General features: G+C 43.5%; 13 protein-coding genes. 6 read left to right on the forward strand and 7 right to left on the reverse strand.

All coding sequences use genetic code 11. From position 1 onward, the window contains the following. Positions 1–239 precede the first annotated feature (239 nt). Complete coding sequence (locus tag AC4II3_RS19625; protein WP_488009740.1) at positions 240–704, forward strand: hypothetical protein; 465 nt, start codon at positions 240–242, stop codon at positions 702–704. Between the two features lie 178 nt (positions 705–882). On the opposite strand, the gene AC4II3_RS19630 is transcribed toward AC4II3_RS19625, so the two are convergent. Next, positions 883–3,468 (reverse strand): GAF domain-containing protein, encoded by a 2,586-nt coding sequence (locus AC4II3_RS19630; protein ID WP_488009738.1) that lies wholly within the window; start codon positions 3,466–3,468, stop codon positions 883–885. A 343-nt stretch (positions 3,469–3,811) separates the two neighbouring features. Next, complete coding sequence (gene recN, locus AC4II3_RS19635) at positions 3,812–5,644, reverse strand: DNA repair protein RecN (RefSeq protein ID WP_488009736.1); 1,833 nt, start codon at positions 5,642–5,644, stop codon at positions 3,812–3,814. A gap of 297 nt (positions 5,645–5,941) precedes the next feature. On the opposite strand from recN, the gene AC4II3_RS19640 reads away from it, so the two are divergent. The 4 genes from AC4II3_RS19640 (at position 5,942) to AC4II3_RS19655 (ending at position 10,638) form a co-directional block, all read left to right on the forward strand. Then, the gene (locus AC4II3_RS19640) at positions 5,942–7,990 is read left to right on the forward strand and encodes an ABC1 kinase family protein (protein ID WP_488009734.1); all 2,049 of its coding nucleotides are present in this window, start codon (positions 5,942–5,944) and stop codon (positions 7,988–7,990) included. A 138-nt stretch (positions 7,991–8,128) separates the two neighbouring features. Then, positions 8,129–8,500 (forward strand): hypothetical protein, encoded by a 372-nt coding sequence (locus AC4II3_RS19645; protein ID WP_488009732.1) that lies wholly within the window; start codon positions 8,129–8,131, stop codon positions 8,498–8,500. Positions 8,501–8,582: 82 nt separating this feature from the next. After that, the gene (locus tag AC4II3_RS19650; protein ID WP_488009730.1) at positions 8,583–9,467 is read left to right on the forward strand and encodes a hypothetical protein; all 885 of its coding nucleotides are present in this window, start codon (positions 8,583–8,585) and stop codon (positions 9,465–9,467) included. A gap of 379 nt (positions 9,468–9,846) precedes the next feature. Further along, positions 9,847–10,638 carry a GUN4 domain-containing protein gene (locus tag AC4II3_RS19655; protein ID WP_488009728.1) on the forward strand — a complete coding sequence of 264 codons (792 nt, stop codon included), beginning with the start codon at positions 9,847–9,849 and terminating at the stop codon, positions 10,636–10,638. A gap of 70 nt (positions 10,639–10,708) precedes the next feature. Here the strand turns inward: AC4II3_RS19655 and AC4II3_RS19660 are convergent, their stop codons facing one another. The 5 genes from AC4II3_RS19660 to AC4II3_RS19680 form a co-directional block, all read right to left on the reverse strand. Then, a complete protein-coding gene (locus tag AC4II3_RS19660; RefSeq protein ID WP_488009726.1) occupies positions 10,709–12,703 on the reverse strand; it encodes a dynamin family protein in 1,995 nt (664 codons plus the stop codon). 24 nt (positions 12,704–12,727) lie between these two features. Beyond that, positions 12,728–15,100 (reverse strand): dynamin family protein, encoded by a 2,373-nt coding sequence (locus tag AC4II3_RS19665; protein WP_488009724.1) that lies wholly within the window; start codon positions 15,098–15,100, stop codon positions 12,728–12,730. A 26-nt stretch (positions 15,101–15,126) separates the two neighbouring features. Further along, entirely contained in the window at positions 15,127–16,590 is a 1,464-nt protein-coding gene (locus AC4II3_RS19670) for a hypothetical protein (RefSeq protein WP_488009722.1), read from the reverse strand. A gap of 18 nt (positions 16,591–16,608) precedes the next feature. Further along, the gene (locus tag AC4II3_RS19675) at positions 16,609–18,537 is read right to left on the reverse strand and encodes a dynamin family protein (RefSeq protein WP_488009720.1); all 1,929 of its coding nucleotides are present in this window, start codon (positions 18,535–18,537) and stop codon (positions 16,609–16,611) included. Between the two features lie 883 nt (positions 18,538–19,420). Then, on the reverse strand, positions 19,421–20,233 hold the full coding sequence (locus tag AC4II3_RS19680; RefSeq protein ID WP_488009718.1) for a DUF3598 family protein: 813 nt from the start codon (positions 20,231–20,233) through the stop codon (positions 19,421–19,423). A gap of 613 nt (positions 20,234–20,846) precedes the next feature. Here AC4II3_RS19680 and xrtO point away from each other — a divergent pair. Next, positions 20,847–22,560: exosortase O (gene xrtO / locus AC4II3_RS19685; protein ID WP_488009716.1), on the forward strand; the 1,714-nt coding region annotated here is incomplete at its 3' end.

Below are 22,560 nucleotides of genomic sequence, written 5' to 3' on the forward strand. Positions count from 1 at the left end.
ATGGCAAAAAGCCATCACTCCACCACCAGACTTAGCGATGCAGCGCCGACCTGCGGGGGTTTCCCCCACTCGCGCTTTGCATCAAGAAGAGAAGAATAGAGAAGACTTAGGTGAGCGGCTGTGGGATTAATCGGTATCAGCTGGCCTGCTCTGCTGATAGAATGCCACCAAAGCTATTGATTTGATTTATCTTGGCGCTTGATTTATCTTGGTTTCAAACCATTTACTGAAATCGTCTTATGACCGCTTTAACTCCCTTAGCTAATGCTGCGGATCTATCTACCGATAACTACCTGGTGGTGGGCTTAGCCACCTGCTTTATCAAAGAAGAGGGTGAAGTTCATCAAGTTCAAATTATTGAACCCATCCCCTCAGCCTCTCTAGAAGCACTGCTTAAAAGCGTTCCTACATCTTACTCAGTGGCTTGTGGTACGACTCTAGGTAAAGTAATGTCAGGGGATAGGCTTTTTAAACCCGCTGAGTTTCCAGAGGATGCTCAGTTTTGCGATGATTTTACTAACCGAGCCTTCGCCGCTGCACGCACTTACAAGAGTTGTCCAGAAGCGATCGCTCATATTCCCCTTGGCACAACCTTTGATAACTTCAACTTTTCCACAGAACGCAAGCGGTTGCTAAATATGCAGCGAGTTGTTACCAAGGAAGATAATGTCAAACAGCATGAGTACACTCACAAGCTTCTCTAATCCTTAATCCATTAGTCCTTAGTTAATTGAAACAAGACTTAGGCTTGCACCTGTTGCTAAGCGCCTATTGTATCGAACCCTATTGTATGTATGGGCAATTGTATGGGCATTTTATGGGAATTGTATGGGCGCTATGGTCTTAAGAATTATCCTTTGACCAATCACTAAGGACTAAGGACTATTTCTCTAACAACTTCCAGCCACCATCCCAGTCATCGTTAGGAGGTTCTTGAAGAAAACGCTGACAACGGTTCAGGTGCAATACAGATGCTCGGTCATGTTTGTCATATTTTTCTAGAATGGTGCCAAACTCACCCATGGCAAGGGCGAACTGTCGCTGGAGGTAATACTGACGGCCTTTGTAGTAATGTTCAATGATTCGTGCTTTGTACTCCGAAATCGGTTCAGATTTTAGGCCCACCAATTCATAAATGGATACTGGCTTGGTCTTGCCCTTAACAATTACCTTGTCCAATTCCCTAGCCCAGATCTGATCAACACAAGCTCTGTAAGTATTTTCACTAATTAGGATGTCACAACCGTATTGCTTGCTAGCCGTTTCCAAGCGAGCACCTAAATTGACTCCATCACCAATAGAGGTAAACTCCATTCGTTTAGTTGAACCCATATTACCACTAATGACGCTATCAGAGTTTATGCCAATCCCGATCTTTAAAGGTTTTCGATTAGCCTTAACACGTTGTTGATTAAACTCTTTGAGACGGTGGCGCATCTCTAAGGCAGTTTGCACTGCTCTCCAAGCATGATCCTCTTGGGGCAAGGGCGAACCAAAAACAGCCATTATCGCATCGCCAATGTATTTGTCGAGGGTACCTTTATATTCAAAAATTGCATCCACCATCGACTCAAAATAGTCGTTGAGCATACCCACGACATCTTCTGCCTTTAAACTTTCGGTCAAGGCAGTATAGCCACGAATATCTGAGAACAGAACTGATACCTCTTTGCGATCGCCTCCTAATTTATGGTCATCAAGCTTAAGTAACTCCTCTGCTAACTCCTGGGTCATGTAGCGATACATGGTAGTCTTGAGGCGTTTTTCATCACTAATGTCATCCATGACTACCAACGCACCATAGACATGGGTTTGATCACTGGCATCAGCAATAGAGTTAATCGAGAGATTCACACAATGCTTGGTTGATTCTAACCCCTGTGAGATCAGGGTTTGGTCGGGGTAGTACTGACGGCTGTCTTTTTCCGTCTTGGCAGTTAAAGCATTCTGGAGCCATTGAGCAAAATTTCCGCCTTTGATGTTAATCAACTGACTAACCGATAACCCCTCCAAGCTGTCTCCAGGGTAATACCCCAGCAATTTCTTGGCACTTTCATTGGTAGCGATAATCTTACCGGTTTTATCGGTGGAAATAACCCCATTACTGAGACTGCGCAGCATATCCCGCTGAATTTGTTCCTGCTGTTTAATGGTGGCAAACAGTTTGGCTCGCTGTATGGCTACCCCAGCTTGAATATTGAACGCCTTCATGTAGTCTTCATCAATTCGATTAAAACTTGCTTTCCAGCATTCGGGAGCTTTCGGCCAATCATTTGGATTGTAGGGCTCAAAGTCACCGGTCTTTTTCTTGTTGACTAGTTGGGTTACACCGATTAACTCTTGATTGGAGTTATACACTGGCATACACAACAGGCTACAGGTGCGATAACCAGATTCCTGATCAACTTTTTTGGAATTGTTAGAATTGGGATGATCATAGAGGTCAAAAGGAATATTTAGAGCTTCACCGCTTTGAGCTACCTTCCCGGCAAAGCCAACCCCCATTGGGATCCGGATTTCTTGGGAGGAACCATCCGCTTGGGGAATTTGCGCCCACAGTTCATTACGCTCTCGGTCAATTAGCCACAGGGTACTACGGTCGGCTTTCATCAGCGTTTTCGCCTCATCCATCACCCGCTTGAGGGTTTCGTCTAGATCCAAACTGCTGAGATTGAGGGATTCTGTAGCTTTGATCAGTGCGTTTGCAGCTCTTTGTCTCTGGGTAGCTCGGTACAATGACTTCGAGGATTCCAGAACCAGCCGCATCGACGGGGCAAAATCGTTAAACAGTTTTTGATCTTCGTCAGTAAAGCCCTCTTGATCAATTTTTTCGTTTAAGGAAGCATTCTGTGTATAGGAATTTTTGACCTTATTCAGTAATTGTACTACAGCAACTAAATCCCCCTGTCGATTCAACAGGGGCAATGCTAGCAGAGTATAGGTGCGATATCCAGTTTTTTGGTCAGATTTTTTGGCAGTGTTAGAACGAGGGTCATCATAAAAATCGTATGGAACGTTAACCACCCGTTTGAAAGTAGCTACTTCACCAACAATGCCCTTATCAGCTGGAAATCGCAGTTCTCCTAAGGTGTTGTTTCCCTCTCCCTTTGCCACTACCGACCAAAGTTCGTGCTTGTCTTCATCCAGAAAAAATATTGTTACTCGGTCGGCATTCATTAACTCTGCCGTCTTAAGAGTAATCGCATTCAAAATCTCCTGGAGAACCTTCTCAAAATCTTGGTTTTCCAGTAGAGCGTCCAGCATCGACAGGGTTTGATTGACGATCTGGAGTGCGCTTTCTACACTTGGGACTACGTGTTTTAAACTTTCCCGGTTTAAAGGTGCCAGAAAGTTAGATATCCCTTGTCCCGCCGCAACTAGCGAACCGGCTGCTGAGGAATTTGCCTCAGATATGCTCCCCTTTTCCACCTGATTTGAATTGTGTTGATAAACAGATGCAGCTACCATAGAATTATCCTGCGCTAAAGCTTTTGCGAATGCTGAAGCGATCTAATGATAGAGTCTTTTTTAAAGTTATTGACTCTTAGATTGATACTTCTTGACTCGTCAGAGCCAGTTAACCGAATTGATCTGGGTTTAAGGCTAATCTGTTGATTACCTAGAGAGCACCTTCTATGCTGGCCGCTGAGTAGATTTTTTCTGATTGAGAGTTAAACATGGCCTGACTGGATTATAGTGCATTCTAGATTAATTTGTCAGTAGCTTAATTAATCAATTGCGATCCAACTATTAAACTAATGCATCACAACCTCTCAACTTTTCACATTTAGCTCTCTCGAATTTTCGTTGTTTAGTCAAGGTCCTGTTTTCCCACTGTGCATGTCTTACGCCAGCTAGCAGCTTGGGACAACAAGGAAGCCGCAAAATTCATAGCATCTTGAGCCGACTGTCCACCAGCTAACTGAGCGATTTCTTCCTGCCGCTTTTGGGGATGATTCAGGAGGCTAATCCTGACTACAGTTCGAATATCGGGCATTCCCGATTCGGAAAGTTGGGTAACTACTTGAGTACTGCTAGAGCAGTTACCTTGAGGGGAAGATGGTTGTTTTAAAATGCTAGAAATCGGTTGAGCAATCACCTGTTTATCCACCCTAAAATGTTGGTCTGCCATCGCAGCAATTAACGGTTGGTGAGTCACACAAAGAACTTGGTGCCGTTGACTGAGTTGGTAGAGTCGTTCTGCGATCGCTCCTGCTACCCGACCAGACACCCCAGCATCAATTTCATCAAAAATTAAGGTTGTTCCTGGCTCATTACTCCTGGAAAAACAAGCTTTCAGTGCCAGTAAAAATCGACTCATCTCTCCACCGGAAGCCGTCTTAGCAAGAGGTTGCAAGGGTTCTCCGGGGTTGGGAGAGAAGTAAAAGGTGACTTGATCTCCACCAGCTGCCGTGGGGACAATGGGGCTGATTTCCACTGTAAACTTTACCTTCGACCTAGCCAAGGGCTTTAACTGGTTAACCAGCTGTTTTTCAAGTTCTGACCCAGCCCTATAGCGCAATTTTGTCAGTTGCTCACATTCATTGGTCACGTTTTCCTGACTCAATGCGTAATTTGTCTCTAATTCTTCTAGAGATGCACCTTCACTGCCTAATTCTTCCAGTTCTGCCTGTAGGGTCTCATAGTGAGCGATTGCCTCAGCAAGGGTTGGTCCATATTTGCGGCAAATTTGTTTAAGAACCCCAATTCTTTCCTCCACCACTTGGAGACGTTCCGGATCAGTCTCTAGTCCATCTCCATAGGCATTAATCTGATGGGCAGCTTCCACCACCTGAGCCAATGCTCCACTGACTAAGTCTAGTAGAGGTTGCAATTGACTATCATAGTCTACCATATCCTGTAAGGTACTTTCCGCTTGACCCAATAAGTCAGCACTTGCTTTTGTACCCTGATCATTATGGTAAAGTGCTTGATAGACTTGGTAACTCCTCTGTTGGAGTTCCACAACATGGTTCAGACGCTGGTGTTCACGTTCAAGCTGTTCAAGTTCGTCAGGAGCGCTCAGGTTGGCAGCACTGAGGTCTTGAATTTGATACTCTAACCAGTCCAGACGTTGTAGGCGTTCTTGCTGAGACTTTTGCTGTGTCTCTAGAGCTTTCTTGGCCTCTTGAAAAGCTATATACGCAGATGCCACTCGATCTCGCTGTTGGATCACAACGGAACCGCCGTAAAGGTCGAGTAGCCCTCGCTGGCGTGCTGGCACAATTAGCTGTATGGTTTGACCCTGAGCAGTAATTTCTACCAAGCGCTCACGCAGTCCCTCCATCAGTTGCCGATTAACTATCGTGCCATTGACCCGAGAACGCGATCGCATGCCTTTCTCTGTTGCGGTAATCTCTCGGCTACAGACTAAATCGGCTTGATCAAGTAAGTCAATCTCTTGCTCACTCAACCAGGCTATCAAGGGGTTATCTACCGAGAAGGTGGCTTCTACCAAAGCCCGTTTAGTCCCTGTGCGAATCAGCCGATTGGTGACTTTTCCTCCCAGGGCAATATCAATGGCATCCAAAATAATGGACTTACCCGCACCGGTTTCCCCAGTCAACACATTTAGACCAGCACCGAATTCCACTTCTACGTGGTCAATTAAGGCAAAGTTGTGAATTCGCAAATAAAGTAACATTGAGCAAAATTCACTGTTGGGAAAATTGTGATATTAAACACATTTTGTAACAATTTCCGAAAAGTCACACCCTAATACCCAATTGAAGTCTAAGGGTTAACTCTAGTAATCGTTGAGCGTTCACCATTCAGTTTATCGTCAAGTGTCCACTAAAAATCAGTATTCTTACCCAGGCATGGGTTATTCCACCATTCTGCTATGAAGATTGCCGAACCTTTATTAAGTTTTAATGATATCCCCCTTTTGTTACAATAGTTTACAGAATCGCTTCTGTTGGTCCGTCGGAAATATCTTCTTATGAATCCTAAAACAGTTTCCCCAACTTCTGTTCAAGCACTAGACTCACAGGCTGATGCGGACAGGTCAGTGGTACCAGTGTCGGGAAATCAGAGCTCAGTTGAGGAAGAGTTGAGCTCGACAACGGAATCCTCTGTCTTGGAAACAGAAAAACCACGGTACGACCCTTCCGCGATCGCAGCCAAGTACCACAAGGCATACCTGCAAGTTCTAGGGCGGTCTTTCACGATTATTTCTTCATTTATATCGTTTGCTCTAGGTCTGTGGTGGGATCGGTTTCGCGGTCGGGATGTTACCAAGAACCAGCGCAGAGCGATTCAGCTGCGGGAAATTTTAACCGACCTAGGGCCAGCTTACATTAAAATCGGACAAGCTCTTTCCACACGACCGGATTTAGTCCCACAAGTTTTCTTGGATGAGTTGACCCTGTTACAAGACCAACTCCCAGCCTTTGAGAATGAGGTTGCTTATAAATTTATTGAGGAAGAATTAGGCGATCGCCCGGAAAATATTTTCGCTGAACTGACTGAAAAGCCTGTGGCAGCGGCTTCCTTAGGGCAGGTGTATAAGGGCAAACTCAAAACTGGGGAAACTGTTGCGGTCAAGGTACAGCGACCAGGATTGGCACATAAAATTACCCTCGATCTATACATTATACGCCGTCTGGCACAGTGGGTACAAAATAATGTCAAGCGGGTGCGCAGTGACCTGGTTGCCATCATGGATGAGTTTGGTGCCCGGATCTTTGAAGAAATGGACTATCAGCATGAAGGGCGCAATGCTGAACGCTTTGCCGAGCTTTACGGCAAACTACCAGAAATTTATGTTCCCCGAATTTACTGGGAGTACACTGGGCGTCGTGTCCTGACTATGGAATGGATAACGGGTAGTAAGCTGACGGATATGGAAACAATCAAGGCTAAAGGCATTGATGCCAAGCACTTGATTGAAGTTGGGGTAAACTGTTCCTTGCGACAGCTACTGGAACACGGATTCTTTCACGCTGACCCTCACCCTGGAAACCTGTTAGCCACCTCTGACGGCAAGCTGGCTTATATTGACTTTGGGATGATGAGCCAAGTCAAGACCTATCAGCGCTATGGTTTGATTGAAGCTGTTGTGCATCTGGTCAATCGTGACTTCCCTGGTTTGGCCAATGACTACGTGAAGCTTGAGTTTCTGACCCCAGATACAGACCTGACACCAATTATTCCTGCCCTAGCCAACGTTTTTAATAATGCCTTGGGAGCCAGTGTGGCAGAACTCAACTTCAAGAGTATCACTGACCAGTTATCAGCGTTGATGTATGAGTATACCTTCCGGGTACCCGCTTACTATGCCCTGATTATTCGCTCCCTCGTCACCTTAGAAGGGATTGCCATTAATGTTGAGCCAGATTTCAAAGTACTCAGTAAAGCCTACCCTTATGTAGCCAAGCGCCTATTGACGGATCCATCACCGGAATTACGGGCATCCTTAAGGGATTTACTGTTCAAGGATGAGGGTTTCCGTTGGAACCGTCTGGAAAACCTGTTGCGCAATGCTGGAAATTCTCCAGATTATGATATTAATCAAGTCTTAGATCAGACCCTAGACTTTATTTTTTCAGAGCGAGGAGCCTTTATCCGGGAGCACTTGGTCAATGAGATTGTCAAGGCTATCGATAGCTTTGGACGACAGACCTTGGATAACGTCAGTTATGCCTTGCAGGAACGTCTAGGCTTAGAAACAAATAATAAAGAAGATCAAGACAAGAAGCCAGAAGATAAACCCGAAAGCACTGAGAATATCCAGCGGATTTGGAAAATTTTACAAGACACTCCTGGTTTTGACCTAATGCAATTGTTGCCAGTTATTCCTCAAGTGTTGATAAAACAGGAGACCCAGGAAATGGGACAAAAAATTGCTGGTAGTTTGGCACAGCGAGTAATTGCTCGGATGATTCGGGAGGCTTTACTCCAAGATAATCCTGATAATGGCACCCTTAACGGTCATGGGCAGGGGTCAAACCCTAACTTAGTTTTGCCCCCCACTGCTGCGATGCGGTAGAATCTAGAAATTTTATTTGGTTGAAGGTTAAATGTTGAAGGTTGAAGGTTGAAGGTTGAAGGTTGAAGCTTAAATATTGAAGGTTGAAGGTTGAAGGTTATAGGTTGAAGGTTATAGGTTGAAGGTTACAGGTTACAGGTGACGCGGTTACAGGTTACAGGTGACGCGGTTACAGGTTACAGGTTATTAAACTTCCAAACTTTCAACCAAACAACCTACCCTTCACCGAACGCCAAAGGCGAACAACCTGACAACCAAACAACCATTCAACCTTGGCCAAAGGCCACGCTACGCGAACAACCATCCAACCTTGGCCAAAGGCCACGCTTCGCGAACAAACTTCAACCATTCAACCATCCAACCTTGGCCAAAGGCCACGCTTCGCGAACAACCTTCAACCAAACAACCTTGGCCAAAGGCCACGCTTCGCGAACAACCTTCAACCATCCAACCTTCAACCAAACAACCATCCAACCTTCAACCATCCAACCATCCAACCTTCAAACCTAAATCTGCCCAAGAAATCCGGAATCTAACAAATCCAAGACGTAGGTTACAGTATGACTAAGAGGGATTAATCTAGTTGAAACCTATGTCTAAACTACAAGAAGCATTGGAATTCATCGAGAAAATTGAACGTGAGAACTCTGGTAAATCCGCTTATGAAATTGTTAATCATTTGCGTGGGTACACTAAGAAGGCATATACTAGTCGGTTATGGAGTACAGCTACGGGGTATCACCAAGAGTATATTCGAGATGAATTTGAAGGAAAACTCAATATCAATGAATTGATATTAAGTGGTGAAATTACTGACTTTGGTCATTTTATCGGTTCCCTTTCTGATCAAATTAATCAGCCTGGATTCCAATGGTCAGATTTCACTAGCTGGACTGGTGACCATACCTCATGGGCTGGAGATATTGGTTCGGCTATTGTGGCCTATCGAGACCCCAATGACAACATAGATGTTAACAGTGTCGAAGAAGCTTTGGATAGGTTAGCCAGAGATTCTGATTATACTGCGGATATTGCAGCTTACGTGGTAGGAGAAATGATTAACTCTGGTAAGCAATCTTCTATTACTCAGGCGATTTATCAGTATAATTCCAAGTCCTACTCAGACAATGTTAGGACGTTTCTTAAAAAGCGTTTTGGCGGAGTTATTGAAGAAGATAAACTTAAGAATCCGGCTGGGCTTGATTCAAAAATGCGTAGCGCTATTTCTACCTATATTCAGTTTTCTTCAGCCTATGAGTCGTTAAAGTCTCTCAAGGATTTAGCTAAGTTACCTCTAAATTTAGGTTCAGAAGATAACTCTATACCTAATAGTGTTGATATTTTTAAAGGTTCTCAACATTTTATCAAGCATATAGTAAAGTATGGTAACTTAGATAGTTTACTATTCAAGCCATACCAAATACCTGGGATGTCTTGGCTAGGAACCGTGAACTATGAAGTTAGAGTAACTGGCTGATTTAACTAGTTCATGAGTGTTAAATCGGGAATTGGGAATCGGGAATCGGGAATTGGGAATCGGTAAGAACTAGTTTTCGATTATCTCCTCTCTACCCCTGATACTCTAGCTCTCAACTATAATTAAATCTGTTCGTTGATAATTTTTAGCACTTCCTAAGGAAAAATAACGGTACTGTATATTATTCAAATTAACTAAAAAATATAGAATCCACTCCCCTTTTGCCTTTTGCCTTTTGCCATTGCTAAAACCCATTTTAAATGCGTTTTAGCTTACCACATCCCCCAAGGGTTATCTACTTTCTGGGTAAGACGATCAACAATGTTGCTTCTTTTTAGGACGCGATCACTGAGAGTGAGGGAGTGTCAAACAAAAAGCTATGGAACTAAGTGGTAAACAATACGAAGATTTACAAAAAGCCCTTGAGAGTGCTTTCCACACCCCTTCTGAGTTGCGGCAGATGGTTCGCTTTAAGTTAGACAAAAATTTACATACCATCGCCAGCAATGGTAATTTATCTGAGATAATCTTTCAGTTAATAGCTTGGGCAGAATCTCAAAATAGAGTACCAGAACTGATCAAAAAAGCCTGTGAAGCAAAACCTGGCAACCTGGATTTAAAAAATTTTGCTGAGCAATTGATACGGATTGATTCTGAAGTTAAGCTGTGTTCTGAGCGCGAGATAGACTACACTAGACTGCGTGGCTGGCTAGCAGCGAAGATGTGGAAAGAAGCTGACCAAGAAACCGAAAGAGTTATGCTCAAGGCTAGCAGTCGAGGAAAGAAAGGTTGGCTTGACCCAGAATCAATCAATAAATTCCCATGCCAAGACCTGCGTACCATCGACCAGCTTTGGGTAAAATACTCCAAAGGCCACTTTGGTTTTAGTGTACAGAAGTGTATTTGGGAAAGTGTAGGGGGAACCCCTGACTCCAACTGGGAAACCTATTGCCTCTTTAGTGAGCAGGTTGGATGGTGTTTGAAAGGAGACAATAATGAAACAAAATGGTTGTTCTACCCTGACCTGACCTTCAACCATTCTGCTCCGGCAGGGCATCTTCCTTGTGGGTCTTCAATTCCCCTTTGGCGTCGATTCCATTCTAGGGGGAACCCCTTAGTGGGTGGTTGGGTGATAGCCCTTTTCTCTCGCGTTGCCAGTTGCAACCTTTAGTGATCATGAGCTACCAGTTAGCTATGAGTTGATAACTCCTCACTCGCCACTCCATTTCGTTGCAGTAGCACTAGATAATCAAGCTATTGATCAGCTCATCTAGCTGACTTTCCACTAAATTCAGTTGCTGAGATATTGACTGCAATTCACCCAATTTTTGATCTACATTTACCTGTCCTTTTTGCTTTTCAGTAAAGACTGATTCCACTTGGTCTCGAAGGCTTTGGATTTCCTTGCCGAGTCCCCGATCTACAGTATTTTTGACTTCATTAAGCTCAGTAATAACTGCATTAGCAATCTGATCAGATTTTTGGTAACTTGATTGGCGAATTTGATTTACATATTCTTGAACCACTACTTTTTTAATTTTCTCGTTAGTTGACTTCATCTTGAACACACCTTGAATCATACCGCCTGCCATCATCGCCGGAATGAGTACCCAAGGATTTAAACCAACTAGTAGAATAGTTGTAATACCGATTGCTAGCTGTGGCAAGATACTTTTGAGCATTTCCTCATAGCCAAAGACAGCTCCGAGGGCGGCTGAACCCCAACCACCAGTAATGAATCCACCAGCAGCAGCCAGCAATCGCTCGATAGCAGAAACCTTCTTTTCTGGATCAACGGCTGTGGGGGAAACAGAAGTTCCGGTAATCTGTAAGCGCAAATCATCCAGTTTACGAACAAATTCCTGTGCCTTGGTATTGAGTTCAGTCCTGAGACTTTCCAGACGGCGAGTGATTAGGGGTTGTAGCTGTGAGCGTTGCCAGTTTGACAAATCCTTTTCGATTTGACTAGAAAGATATTCTGTTACTTCCGTAACTACCCTTTCTATCTGTGCGGTCATAAACTCTAGTTTGAAAAACTCCACCGGCTGTTGAATAGTGTAGTTCTTGGCCCACTCGGAAATTTTTTGGTCAGTCAGTTCACGATAAAAATCTAAAGCTTGGTCTTTTACAGCAAGCTTCGTATCTTCCAGAAAGTTAGAGATGCGAGTAACGATTTGCTGCCGTTCACTTTCTAATTGTCTTAGTGGTTCCTGAGCATTCGCATACCGCCTTTCGAGAGTATTGATATCTGTTCGGAGTAACGTTTCTCGTTCAGGAATGACTCGCCGCGCCTCGCGAATTCCTGCTCTTAGTTCCATTGCTGCTCCTAGTAGCTTTACTCGCCCTTTTTCGGTCGCTAAAAATTTGGCCAGTTCGTCCTCGACTTGGGATATCTCTGACCTTGCAACTTGTTGTTCATCACCATCAAGACGTCCTTCTAGAGCATCAAGAGAATCAATGAAAAATACTCTTGATTTACCCCGTTGAGTGCGTGGTGCTAACTGAGAAAACGCACGTTTTTTGATGCTCTCTCGCTCCTTACGCCGAATCAGATTGAAACGATTGCAAATAAAGAATATGTCTTCATGTCCTGTACTTCTTAAGGTATTGTCAATAAAGTTAAGTTCAGATTGAGAGGCTAGGGCTTCACAGGAAAGAACAAAAAGTATGGCATCAACTCTAGATAAATAATCCGTCGTAATTTTCTGACGAATATCATTTTCATTAAGACCAGGAGAGTCAATAATTTCTACCCCATTTTGACAGAGTTCTAGGGGCCAAAATAGCTCTAGTTTTTCATAAGGATTACTGTGAATAGCTTCTTTTTCATTCTGATCATCTTGAATGACAACATACTGCTCAATATCTTCTATAGAAACTGGTTTAGGTGGAAGCTTTGAACCATCGTTAGACTGCTCATAGTGAAGTAAAGCGCTTGGAGAGTCTCCCCATTTAACTTCGTTAATAATTGCTGTACAAGGTGTAGCATAAGCTGGCAAAATTTCATTCCCAAGGAGAGCATTAATAAAGGTACTTTTCCCCCGTTTAAACTCTCCCAGTACTAGTACCTTAAAATTATCAGAATGAACTCGTTCTTTTAAGGAATGAAGTGTATCCTCCCAGCCAGTCATGTTGAGAGAATTGAAAATATATAATTGCTTCTCCATTAAAGACTCAAGGATTTTGCGCTTGTCCTGAAAATATTCGTATTGCTGCTGGTAACCTGAACTAGTCATGGTAGTTTCCTCATCTAAATTAACTTATTTTTTCAGGGCTTGGATAATCTCAGTTTTTATAGTCAAAGCATTATTAATCATTTGCTCCCACACTTGTTCATCCTGATTAACTCCATTGGTTTGAATGGCAAGAGCTTTGGACTGCTTCCACACTATTTGCTCTTGTTTGGTCTCTTCAGCAAGTTGCTTGTATAACTGACCCAGAGATGCGCCAATGCCTCGACAGTATTCATGAATAGCTTTGTCGATAACACATCGCAGTTCTTGAGTTAATAACGTTTTTTGTTCTTCAAGTTCTTTATTGATGATTTGTTCTCCTAAAATCCAGACTATAGTACTGGTAACGATGCCAATAGGTCCACCGAGAACATAGCTGCTAATCATTGCACCACTGCTACCAATTCTTGTTAATAATCGATACTGTCGGACATCAGCCAGGGATAAATCTCGAAAACTAGGCAAAATTTCTTGGGTCGCTGAAGCATCAACAGTGGTTCGATAGGTTTGAGTAGGGAAAGTTGTTGATACCTCCTTTTGAAGCCACTCTATGTCTTGAGCAAGCACTTTCATAAGTGAATTTTCTAGTTTTCGACTAAGAACAACGAATTCTCGCCGAAGACGGAAAGGCAAGTCTTGCTTCCACCAAGTTTTTGGATTGGGTGTCTTCTTGAGTTCAAAGGTGAGACGCTCTAGTAAATCGGTTTTAGCGCTGACAATTTTTGGTTGTAGGTTGTTTTTGTAGCACCTGAGCCGTCGCTGGTCTAGTTTTAGCCGAATTTCCTCCCAACCCAACTGAGCCTTCTGCATTGCTGCTTTTGCCTGCTGTGAAGCCTTCTCTTTTTCGGCAATATCCATTTGAGCAATAGTAATCTTTGCTTTTCCAATGTCTATCAATTGTTCAAGACGCTGCACCAGTTGACCAGCTACTTGTCGGCTACGCCAAACTCTGCGCTCTCCTTTAACGACCATCATTTCAATTTCAGTTTGTACAGCTTCCAATGCCTGTACCTCTGATGTGGCTTGATCAATTGGATGCAAGGGCAAAACAGGGATTTTTGCGGAGATTCCGGCAATCCGCTGGCGAATATTTGCCAGGACACTGCTTCTTTGCTCCTCAGGGATAGTATCGAGTTTAGAAACAACAACTAAAACACGAGGTATATTACGCTCAATTACCTCTTGCTCTAGAAAAGCCACTTCCGTCAAACTAAGAGGCAGAGTGGCACTGACCAACATTACCGCTGCATCACACTGACTTAGTAAACTAAAGACTTGAGCTGCACGACGACTAGTAAGGTCTCCAGCTCCTGGTGTGTCAATTAACTCAACATCAATCTTTTGCAACCACGGGTGATTCAACGTCAGCCGCACTTGCGCCAAGATATCTTGATTGTTAGCTGTTGGGTCAGGAACCAGCAAGTCCTGCCATGAGTCTTCCTGCAAGGGTCGCACCTCCGGGAGCCTTTGAGGAAAACGCACTTCCATAGTGTCTTTTGATCCTGGCACAATGGAGATCAGAGTAGCAGTTGTAGGCAAGTTACCAACTGGCAAGAGTGCTTGCTCTAATAGACGGTTAATCAAAGTGCTTTTACCACGACTGAATTCACCAACGAAGGCCAGTCGGAAACCGGGCAAACCTAGCCGATGATCCAAACCTTGCAGGTCAGTAACAACCTCTTGTAGCTCTTGGGCTTCGGCCAACATCAGACTTTGGCGCAGCCAAGACTTTACCTGTTTAGTTAAATCAGTGGGAGGGGTTAATGCCCGCAGTGGAGGGACTGGAACCTCTGCTTTCTGGTTTTGTGTAGATGGCTCACTACTCGACTCAGCAGAGGGCAATACAAAAGCTGAGACATCAGGGCGCAACCATTGCTTACTGCTAGGAATCAAAGCCCAGTAATAGGGATAGACTGCCTCTGGCAGAAGTCCAGCATAGTGTGGAGCTAAACTAGAGAGATTAGCTTGCTGGTTGGGATTAGATGAGAGAAACTTATCGAGTACTAGGAATAGAGCCTTCTGACGACGAGTCTGTTCTTCTATCTCCAATGGGAACCTAGTATCACCTGGACTATTTCCCAATGCCGCTGTTTCTTCATACCAACGCAAGTGAATTGTTTGAGCCACTACTTGCTCTGGCCAAACCCACTCTATCGCTGCCCAAGGAAGCTTTAACCCTGCCGACCTATTATCAAGCTCTATGGGAACCGCTAATAGCGTGAGAATTCGCCAACGGTCTCCACGCTTCAGTGGTACTGGCGCTAGGGCTACTGATTCCAATGTGACCCACTCTCGCAAACCTGGGCGACGATGGATGCCACCGATTAAAGCTTCAACTCCCTTAGGTTCTGAGAGTGTTCGAGCTGAAAGTTGGCTGAGTAAATCTCTATCAATTGTCATGTCTGATGCTCCTGCTACAGGATTGTTCACGTCATGGGGGCTTTTGCTACAACCAGATGGTTGCCAAAATCATTCCAAGCATTGAGAAAATCTAAGGCATCGACAACCTTCATTTGACCGTCAGTTGTGACAGTGTCATTAATGAAGATTTTTATTGATCCATCTTGACTTTGGTGAATGCCGGTAACCCAGACTGTGTGACCAAAATCCGCCGGTTGTTCAATGGGCATACTTGTTGATGCATCCCTAAGGGGATGCCAAATCTCATTACCATCGAGAGCAACAATCACTTTGTCACCTCGCTCTAAGGCATCATAAATGTCAACCAAAGTCGCATCATAGGTCTGCTCTGTCTCCACCCCACATGCTTCTAAAACTTTACCTACATCGTGCTGTGGTGTACCTGTGTTAGGGTCATACCAGCCATTCGCTTCAGCGACCTGGCAGATGGCTTCTTCCGGCAATTTAACTCCTTTGAGGGATTCGTAGACTTCCAGTTGGGTAACTACAGCGCAGGAAGCTGGATCAGTTTGTGGCTGCCAAAATTTAGCATCTAGATGTGGTTCACCTACACCGTTGAAGGCTTCATTGGGAGGCCAACTTGTGCGATGGTGATACCATTTAATAGAGTCAAGTTCCTCTAGCTTATTCAATAGCTCATCACTGCTCCACAGCTCTGGAGATGCTGTTTCTGAGTTAGCACTCTCAGCATTTGGTGTATCTTCAACTGGCATCTTAGAGGTGGTTTCTTGCCAAGAGTCAGTTGCCGATTGATTAGTTAGCTCGGTCTCTTGACTTACACTCGCTTCACTCTCAGCCTCTGATGATGCCGTCTCTGGCTGTTGAGCTATTTCTGTTGCTGAGCTATTAGCGGCCTCGGTGTCGAGATTTTCATCCCCATGAATCTTGCTCTCGGACTGGTTAACTGTATCTGTTGCTAATTCATGAGTAGCATCAGTATCTAGACTTTGAGTAGAGTTAGTCTCGACTTGATTAGTAACATCGGTATCTAGACTTTGAGTAGAGTTAGTCTCGACTTGATTAGTAACATCAGTATCTAGACTTTGAGTAGAGTTACTATCGACTTCGTGAGTAACATCAGTATCTAGACTGTCACTCCAGTTACTCTCGATTTCATTAGTAACATCAGTATCTAGACTTTGAGTAGAGTTACTCTCGACTTCATTAGTAAGATCAGTATCTAGACTGTCACTCCAGTTACTCTCGATTTCATTAGTAAGATCAGTATCTAGAATTTCACTCCAGTTACTATCGATTTCATTAGTAAGATCAGTATCTAGACTTTCACTCCAGTTACTCTCGACTTCATTAGTAAGATCAGTATCTAGACTGTCACTCCAGTTACTCTCGATTTCTGAGGATACCATCTCTGATGGGAGTGTTCCCTCTGTAGCCAATTCATCTATAGCCATAGTCTGATCCCAGCCAGACTCATTATTGATGGTTGTATAAATGATGTCGTCGAACATATTGCCTCTCCACATAGCTTATACAGAAATTTCTGCTAATCTTTGCTGTTGTGCAGACAAACCCTGTTTACGCTGCTCTATCTCTGAGAGATTGCTTTGAATTGAGATTTGTAACTGATTTAACCTCTGCAATTCCTCTTTTTGTTCTTCCAGCATTATATCAACAACTTCTTTATATTGTGTGATGTACTGATCAATTTGCTGGTCTAGTGCAACCATTGCTTTTCGGGCGTAGGTCTGCATAGCTTCTTGAGCTTGTGTGTTGGCAAGCTGAAAGTAACTATCAAGGTTAGGGTATAGTTGCTCCCAAAGCTTTTGTTTGCGCTGATCAAGAGAAGGCATAAAAAAACCAGATATAAAAACGCCAACTGCTCCTCCTAAAACAGTACCTACACCAGGCAGAATCAAGCTGCCAATTACTGCCCCTGTTGCCCCACCTTTGATGACCGTTTTACCATCGTTCTGGTCTAGTTCACTTTGCCGTGACTGCATTGACACAAAAACATCGGAGGTATTAAGTTGTACGCTACTACTCTTTGAGTTTGGGGTTACCCTAAAATTATTTCCAAGAGCTTCAAGGCGACGGTATGCCTCAGAAAATTTGCGCTCAAAGTAAAGTTCTGCTGTTTGTGCCCCTTGGGACAGTGTATCAAACTCTTTTTTGAGGTCATTTTGGAGAAGCTGCTGACTTTCTTGTAAAAGAGCTTCAGCTTTGGTTTTGACAACACTATCGAGTTCTTTCAAATTATTGACATCCAAAATTGCATTATGAATCTTTGAGCGAGTTATTTCTTGGTGTTCGGCAATGCAGACACTGAGTCTTAGAGCTATTTGAGAGCTAGCCTCCTCAATTATGTTGCGGCAGACTTGATGCTGCTCAGCTGCAAACAAACTAAGGTCTTGAATCGTTTCACTTTTAATGGCAGCTTGACGAGTTTTATACTGCTCCCACGACCCACGCAAATAACCTTCTAACTGTTCCAAAAGTCTGGTCAACAGACGCAGGACATTTTCGGCAATGGTGAGGATTCTTTCGCGCCGAAGTCTCTGCTGTAGTGTGGTTTCCAGCTCACTGAACCTGTCTCGCCAGAGCAGTAAATGTGCTGGAATATCTTCTTCTGGTGTGAGGTCATCAATGATAATCTGAGGCGCGGCAGCAAAGATAGCTGGTTTGTTGATATTCAAAGCCTTTTTGAGCCGATTTTCAATATTTACGATTAGGGCATTCTGTTCTCGTTTACGAATTTGATCCATTTTAGTAACCACAAAAATGCACCGATGCAAGAAGGGGTGTAGTGAATCAGCGAGAAAATCTACCAATGTTTGTGAGAGTGGTGTGGTAGCTGGAATCACCACAACCGCTGCATCTGCTTCACTTTCAATGATTTGGCGGGTAATGGCTCCATGTTTGGGGTTTGTGGCATTAGTCCCCGGGGTGTCAATAATCACAATGTTGTTAGCCAAGAAGCTAGCTGGATGGTAGATGCTCAGAGATGTCACTTCTTTGGCTACTTCATCCTCAGAGGTGAGCAGATGAATAAAATGTTTAGTATCAATACCATCAACTCCCGCTAGCCAGGGAATGGTGATTTGCTTGGCATTTTTCTTGGTTTTGAGTGTTCCTGAACGCGGACCTTGGAAGGAGGCTTCTACGATCAGATCATTGCCATGGTGTAGTCGGGTGGCAGTAGATGTGGCAACCAAAGCAGATGTTTTAAGCAAATCATCCCGCAGCAGGGCGTTAATCAAGGTACTCTTGCCACTGGAAAATTCGCCAACTATTGCCAAATAAAGATTAGGGTCTTGTTGCCGTTGCTGAATACGACCAATTTGTTGGTTGAGTTGAGCACGTACTAATTCAGAAATGTCGGAGTGAGCGATGACCTCTGCTGCAAACTGCAGATGCTCCTCACATCCTGTTAATGCTTCGAGTTGTTCAAGGGACACCACTAGACCTCTTGAGAAAGTCAATTTTTTTATGTAGCTATAGTATTTATCACCCTCAAGTTGTTTATTTATGAAACAGACGTCTGTGATCGACTGCTCACAATTAAGTATGACAATCTACAATGCAAACGCATCTATTTTGCTCATTCCTATATATAGTGTTTTTAAAATTAAATAAACACTATATGCAGAAAATCTATTCTTAACGCAATAAGGCTGGGTTTATTGAGAACTACACCAAGCTTATTGACAAGATGCGTTTACCCTGTGAAAATGTACCTTTTCAATCTACGCTTTTAGATACTATTGTGCCTCTCCTAGATTGATTATACCTACATTATGCAGTTTTGGTCAGACCAGTAAAAATATTTTTGGCAGGGAGCACCAAGAAACTGAAAAATCCCTTGATGCTCCACTGGTTAAGTTGAAAATTTGCTCTAATCTGTCAAGGATAGCTAAATGAATCGACTGAAAGCAGTGAAATACCCGGCGCATTTAATATGGTGTTTCTAAATGAATTGTAAAAAAGGATTATAGTTTTTGACTTTACCAAAAATCCTTATATAGTTTATTAACTCTTGCCTCTTGCCTCTTGCCTCTTGCCTTTCTCTGAGGGATTCTGTTTACAACTCAAATAGAAATGTTGTATTAGATATTTTGAGCGCATCCCAATTGGATCATGAGTATAAATACTCAATTTTTAGTGGCATAAATTATAGCTAAGCTTTGGTGAGTTGATTATACAAAACGTGAATGATGCCAATGGATGCTGACAAACCCGCCCAGATCCAAGCCGACGCCCGAGCAATTGCTGCAAAGCTCTAGAAAGAAGCGACCCTGGGCAGGTTCAAACGTTGTCCGGGATAGAAGAGGCAGTTGGTAGTCATAGGTGCTCAGGGTTAGTCAAATAATTCTTATTACTCTTTAAGGTTAAGCACGATAACTCACCGGATGAATTATAATCAACTAGCAGTTGTTGTCTAATGTCAGGATTAACTTGCCAATCTCCAATCACAACGAAAGACATTTCTGGTAATAGTTTGGACGGATAACTTAATGATATCCCATCTGGATAATAAAAAGTTTGATGGTCTGGATATTCCCAATCTAAACAAGTTGGTGTTGGCTGAGATAGTTGGGTGACTGGGGTAAGGGTAATGGCTAATCCTTCTTCCCCATTAAGGATATCTCGATCGGGGATTAACTCTGGGTTAAGAGTCCAATGATCACAGGGCTTTTGCAAATCTTCTTCTCGGACACTGACTGTTTGAGTTAATTCCCCATCTGAGTTATACATTACTAGCAGACTATGGCGTAATTCTTGATATCTAAACCAGAACTCTACTGCAAATAACTCCCCTGGTTCAAATCGATTTACTGTCCAAATAGCCGAGCCTTGCTCAAACATATACATAAATGATGCTTGCTCGGTTTCTTCAGCTAAACCATTGATTAAACTATTGGGAGTATTCTGGTAAACCTTCTCCTCTTCAGTTCCATTGTCATACATATATACGTTAGTTTGGGTAATGTGAGTTTGTTCAGTATCACTAATAGAGCATCGACTACCTACAAAGGATTCCATCACTTCACCTTCAGGGGAATAAATTGTCCAAGACCCATACCAATTCCGTAAATGATGGGTCATAAAATTAGTCCAGTTATGCTGCTTTAACTGTTCAAATGTCTGATTCATAGCTATTGTGTAAAGTATTGTTACAAAAACAAACAACTTTCATAAATTGGGGGATGCTAAACTGAAGTTAACCTAATTTTGGTCTAGACCTAAAAATAGTTTGATATCAGATATCCGTTTTTTTACTGTTTTATAAAATTGCTTATATAATGGTTGGTAATTTGAAGGGCTACTTAAGCATTCAGCTATCAGCCATCAGCCATCAGCCATTGGCCAAAGGCCACGCTACGCGAACAGCAATCAGTTTATGCGCATCGGCGCGCACTTTGCTAATAGCTTTTTAATAAAAGAGTTAAGCATTCTTTTAATCTCTGTTAGGTCAGTTGTTCGCTTAGCGTGCGGATCGCGCCATGAGCTTTTCCCCAGACTTTCAATTCTGATTAATCTCGAAGTATTAAATTCTCCCTAAAGAGGTTTATTTTAAGCTGACTGCTGACTGCTGACTGCTGACTGCTTACGGTCACAGTGGCAGAACCTATGAACTATGTACTATCACAGCAAGCTAAAACCCATGAGGGGGCTATAGCTTTTTTACAAATGCTCTGCATAAGTGATAGCTCCCGATAGATAGTCCTTTTTAGCACACTTTATTTCTCTGAAGGAGAAACGTTTTATGACAGCTGGGATGAATTCAGATCCCCCCAGAGGTCAAAACCTCGCCAGCACCATCGTGCTGGTAGTGGCTTGGCTTTTGGGGAATATCTGGGCACTGCAATGGCTATTTGAGTCATTTAAGTATGCATCACTGCTAAATCTGATGCTAATCGGTGTTGTGCTCATGGCTTGTTTGGTACAGCTATGGCGCGATCGCTTAATTATAACTGTGTCAGCAACTCCGACCTTAAGACTCTATCCCCTGTTGCTAATGTTAGGGTCTGGGATTAGTGCGATCGCATTCAGGTGGTTGGTGTATCTCCCACAACTCAACTTACTCCTATTCCTACTGGGTAGCTACGGGTTATGGGGCTTGTTTATCCCACCATCCCTTTGGCGTAAAGGGTTACCTGCTGCAATTTTAGTTGCCTGTGTTGTCCCTTTCAGCACTGAGTTTAACAGTGGTTTGGGTTTTCCAGTAAGGGTGATCACTGCTCATGCTGTGGAACAGATGCTGTCAGCTTGGCACATTGTAGCTATCTCTTCCCACGACATTATTGTCATGGAAAACGGCATTGCTCAGGTAGATTTGCCCTGCAGTGGTCTGAAAAGTTTGTGGACAGGGACTTTGTTTTTACTGGCAGCAACTTGGTTAGAACGTCGTCAGCTGGGAATACGTTGGTTACTGGTTTGTACTGCAAATCTTGTGCTGTTAGCGATCGCTAATACAATCCGGGTGCTGCTGTTAGTCATGATTATAGAAGTCTGGCAACAGCAACAAATTGCTGAAGTGCTACATCTACCTCTCGGACTGATTGGTTTTATGTTGGCTTGTGCCTTCAGTTGGATGCTGCTGCAAACCGTTCCTCAGAATTCCGGGGGTTTGATGTTGGCCACAACTGTGTTTAGGGATTTGTCATTGCTGGGTAAGGATAAGAAACAAGGGAGTTTGGAGAAAGAAAACCCATTACGAAACGGAAATTTAGGCTATTGCTCTAATTCCGGTCTGGCACTAAAGGATGATCAGTGGCGGCTAAACAAACAAAACAGACATCTCCAGGCTACTGCTCTAGTTAAGACTGGTATCAGCTATCAGTTTCAGCAAAAGTCTAAGAGTATCACTTGGCTGCTGATTGTAGTTATCGCTCTAGGGCTGGTAGGTCAAATTCAGCCAATTCAAGAGAAGGTAAAAACAATTGCATCGATTCAATTACCCCAGCAACTGGTATCTGAACCCCTACCTCTAACGGAAGCTGAACAACGATTTTTTGATAATCCTGGCTTACCTATTGCTCAAAAGCAACGGTTTGTTTATGGTAATCTCTCCGGTTCAATGCTGTTGGTGGCCAGTAGCGCTTGGCAAGCTCACCATCCACCAGAATTATGTTTGGTGGGCAATGGTTTCAAGGTAGACTCCATTAAGCCAACCTTGCTCAATCAGTCAGTAAAAGCACGGTGGCTATCTCTGCAAGACGGCAAACGTTCAGCAACCTACTGGTTTCAATCACCCCAGGGCACTACAGATGATTTCCTATCCCGAATCTGGGATTATATCGCCCATCGCAACAAGACTTGGGTGCTAGTTTCTGTTCTCTTCGATAGTGAACACAATCCCGATAGTGCTGAGATTCAGACTTTTGCTAGCGCTATCCATGATGCTATTCATCAAAGCTTAACATCAGCGGTCAGCGGTCAGCGGTCAGCGGTCAGCGGTCAGCGGTCAGCGGTCAGCG

Source organism: Moorena sp. (assembly GCF_982860115.1).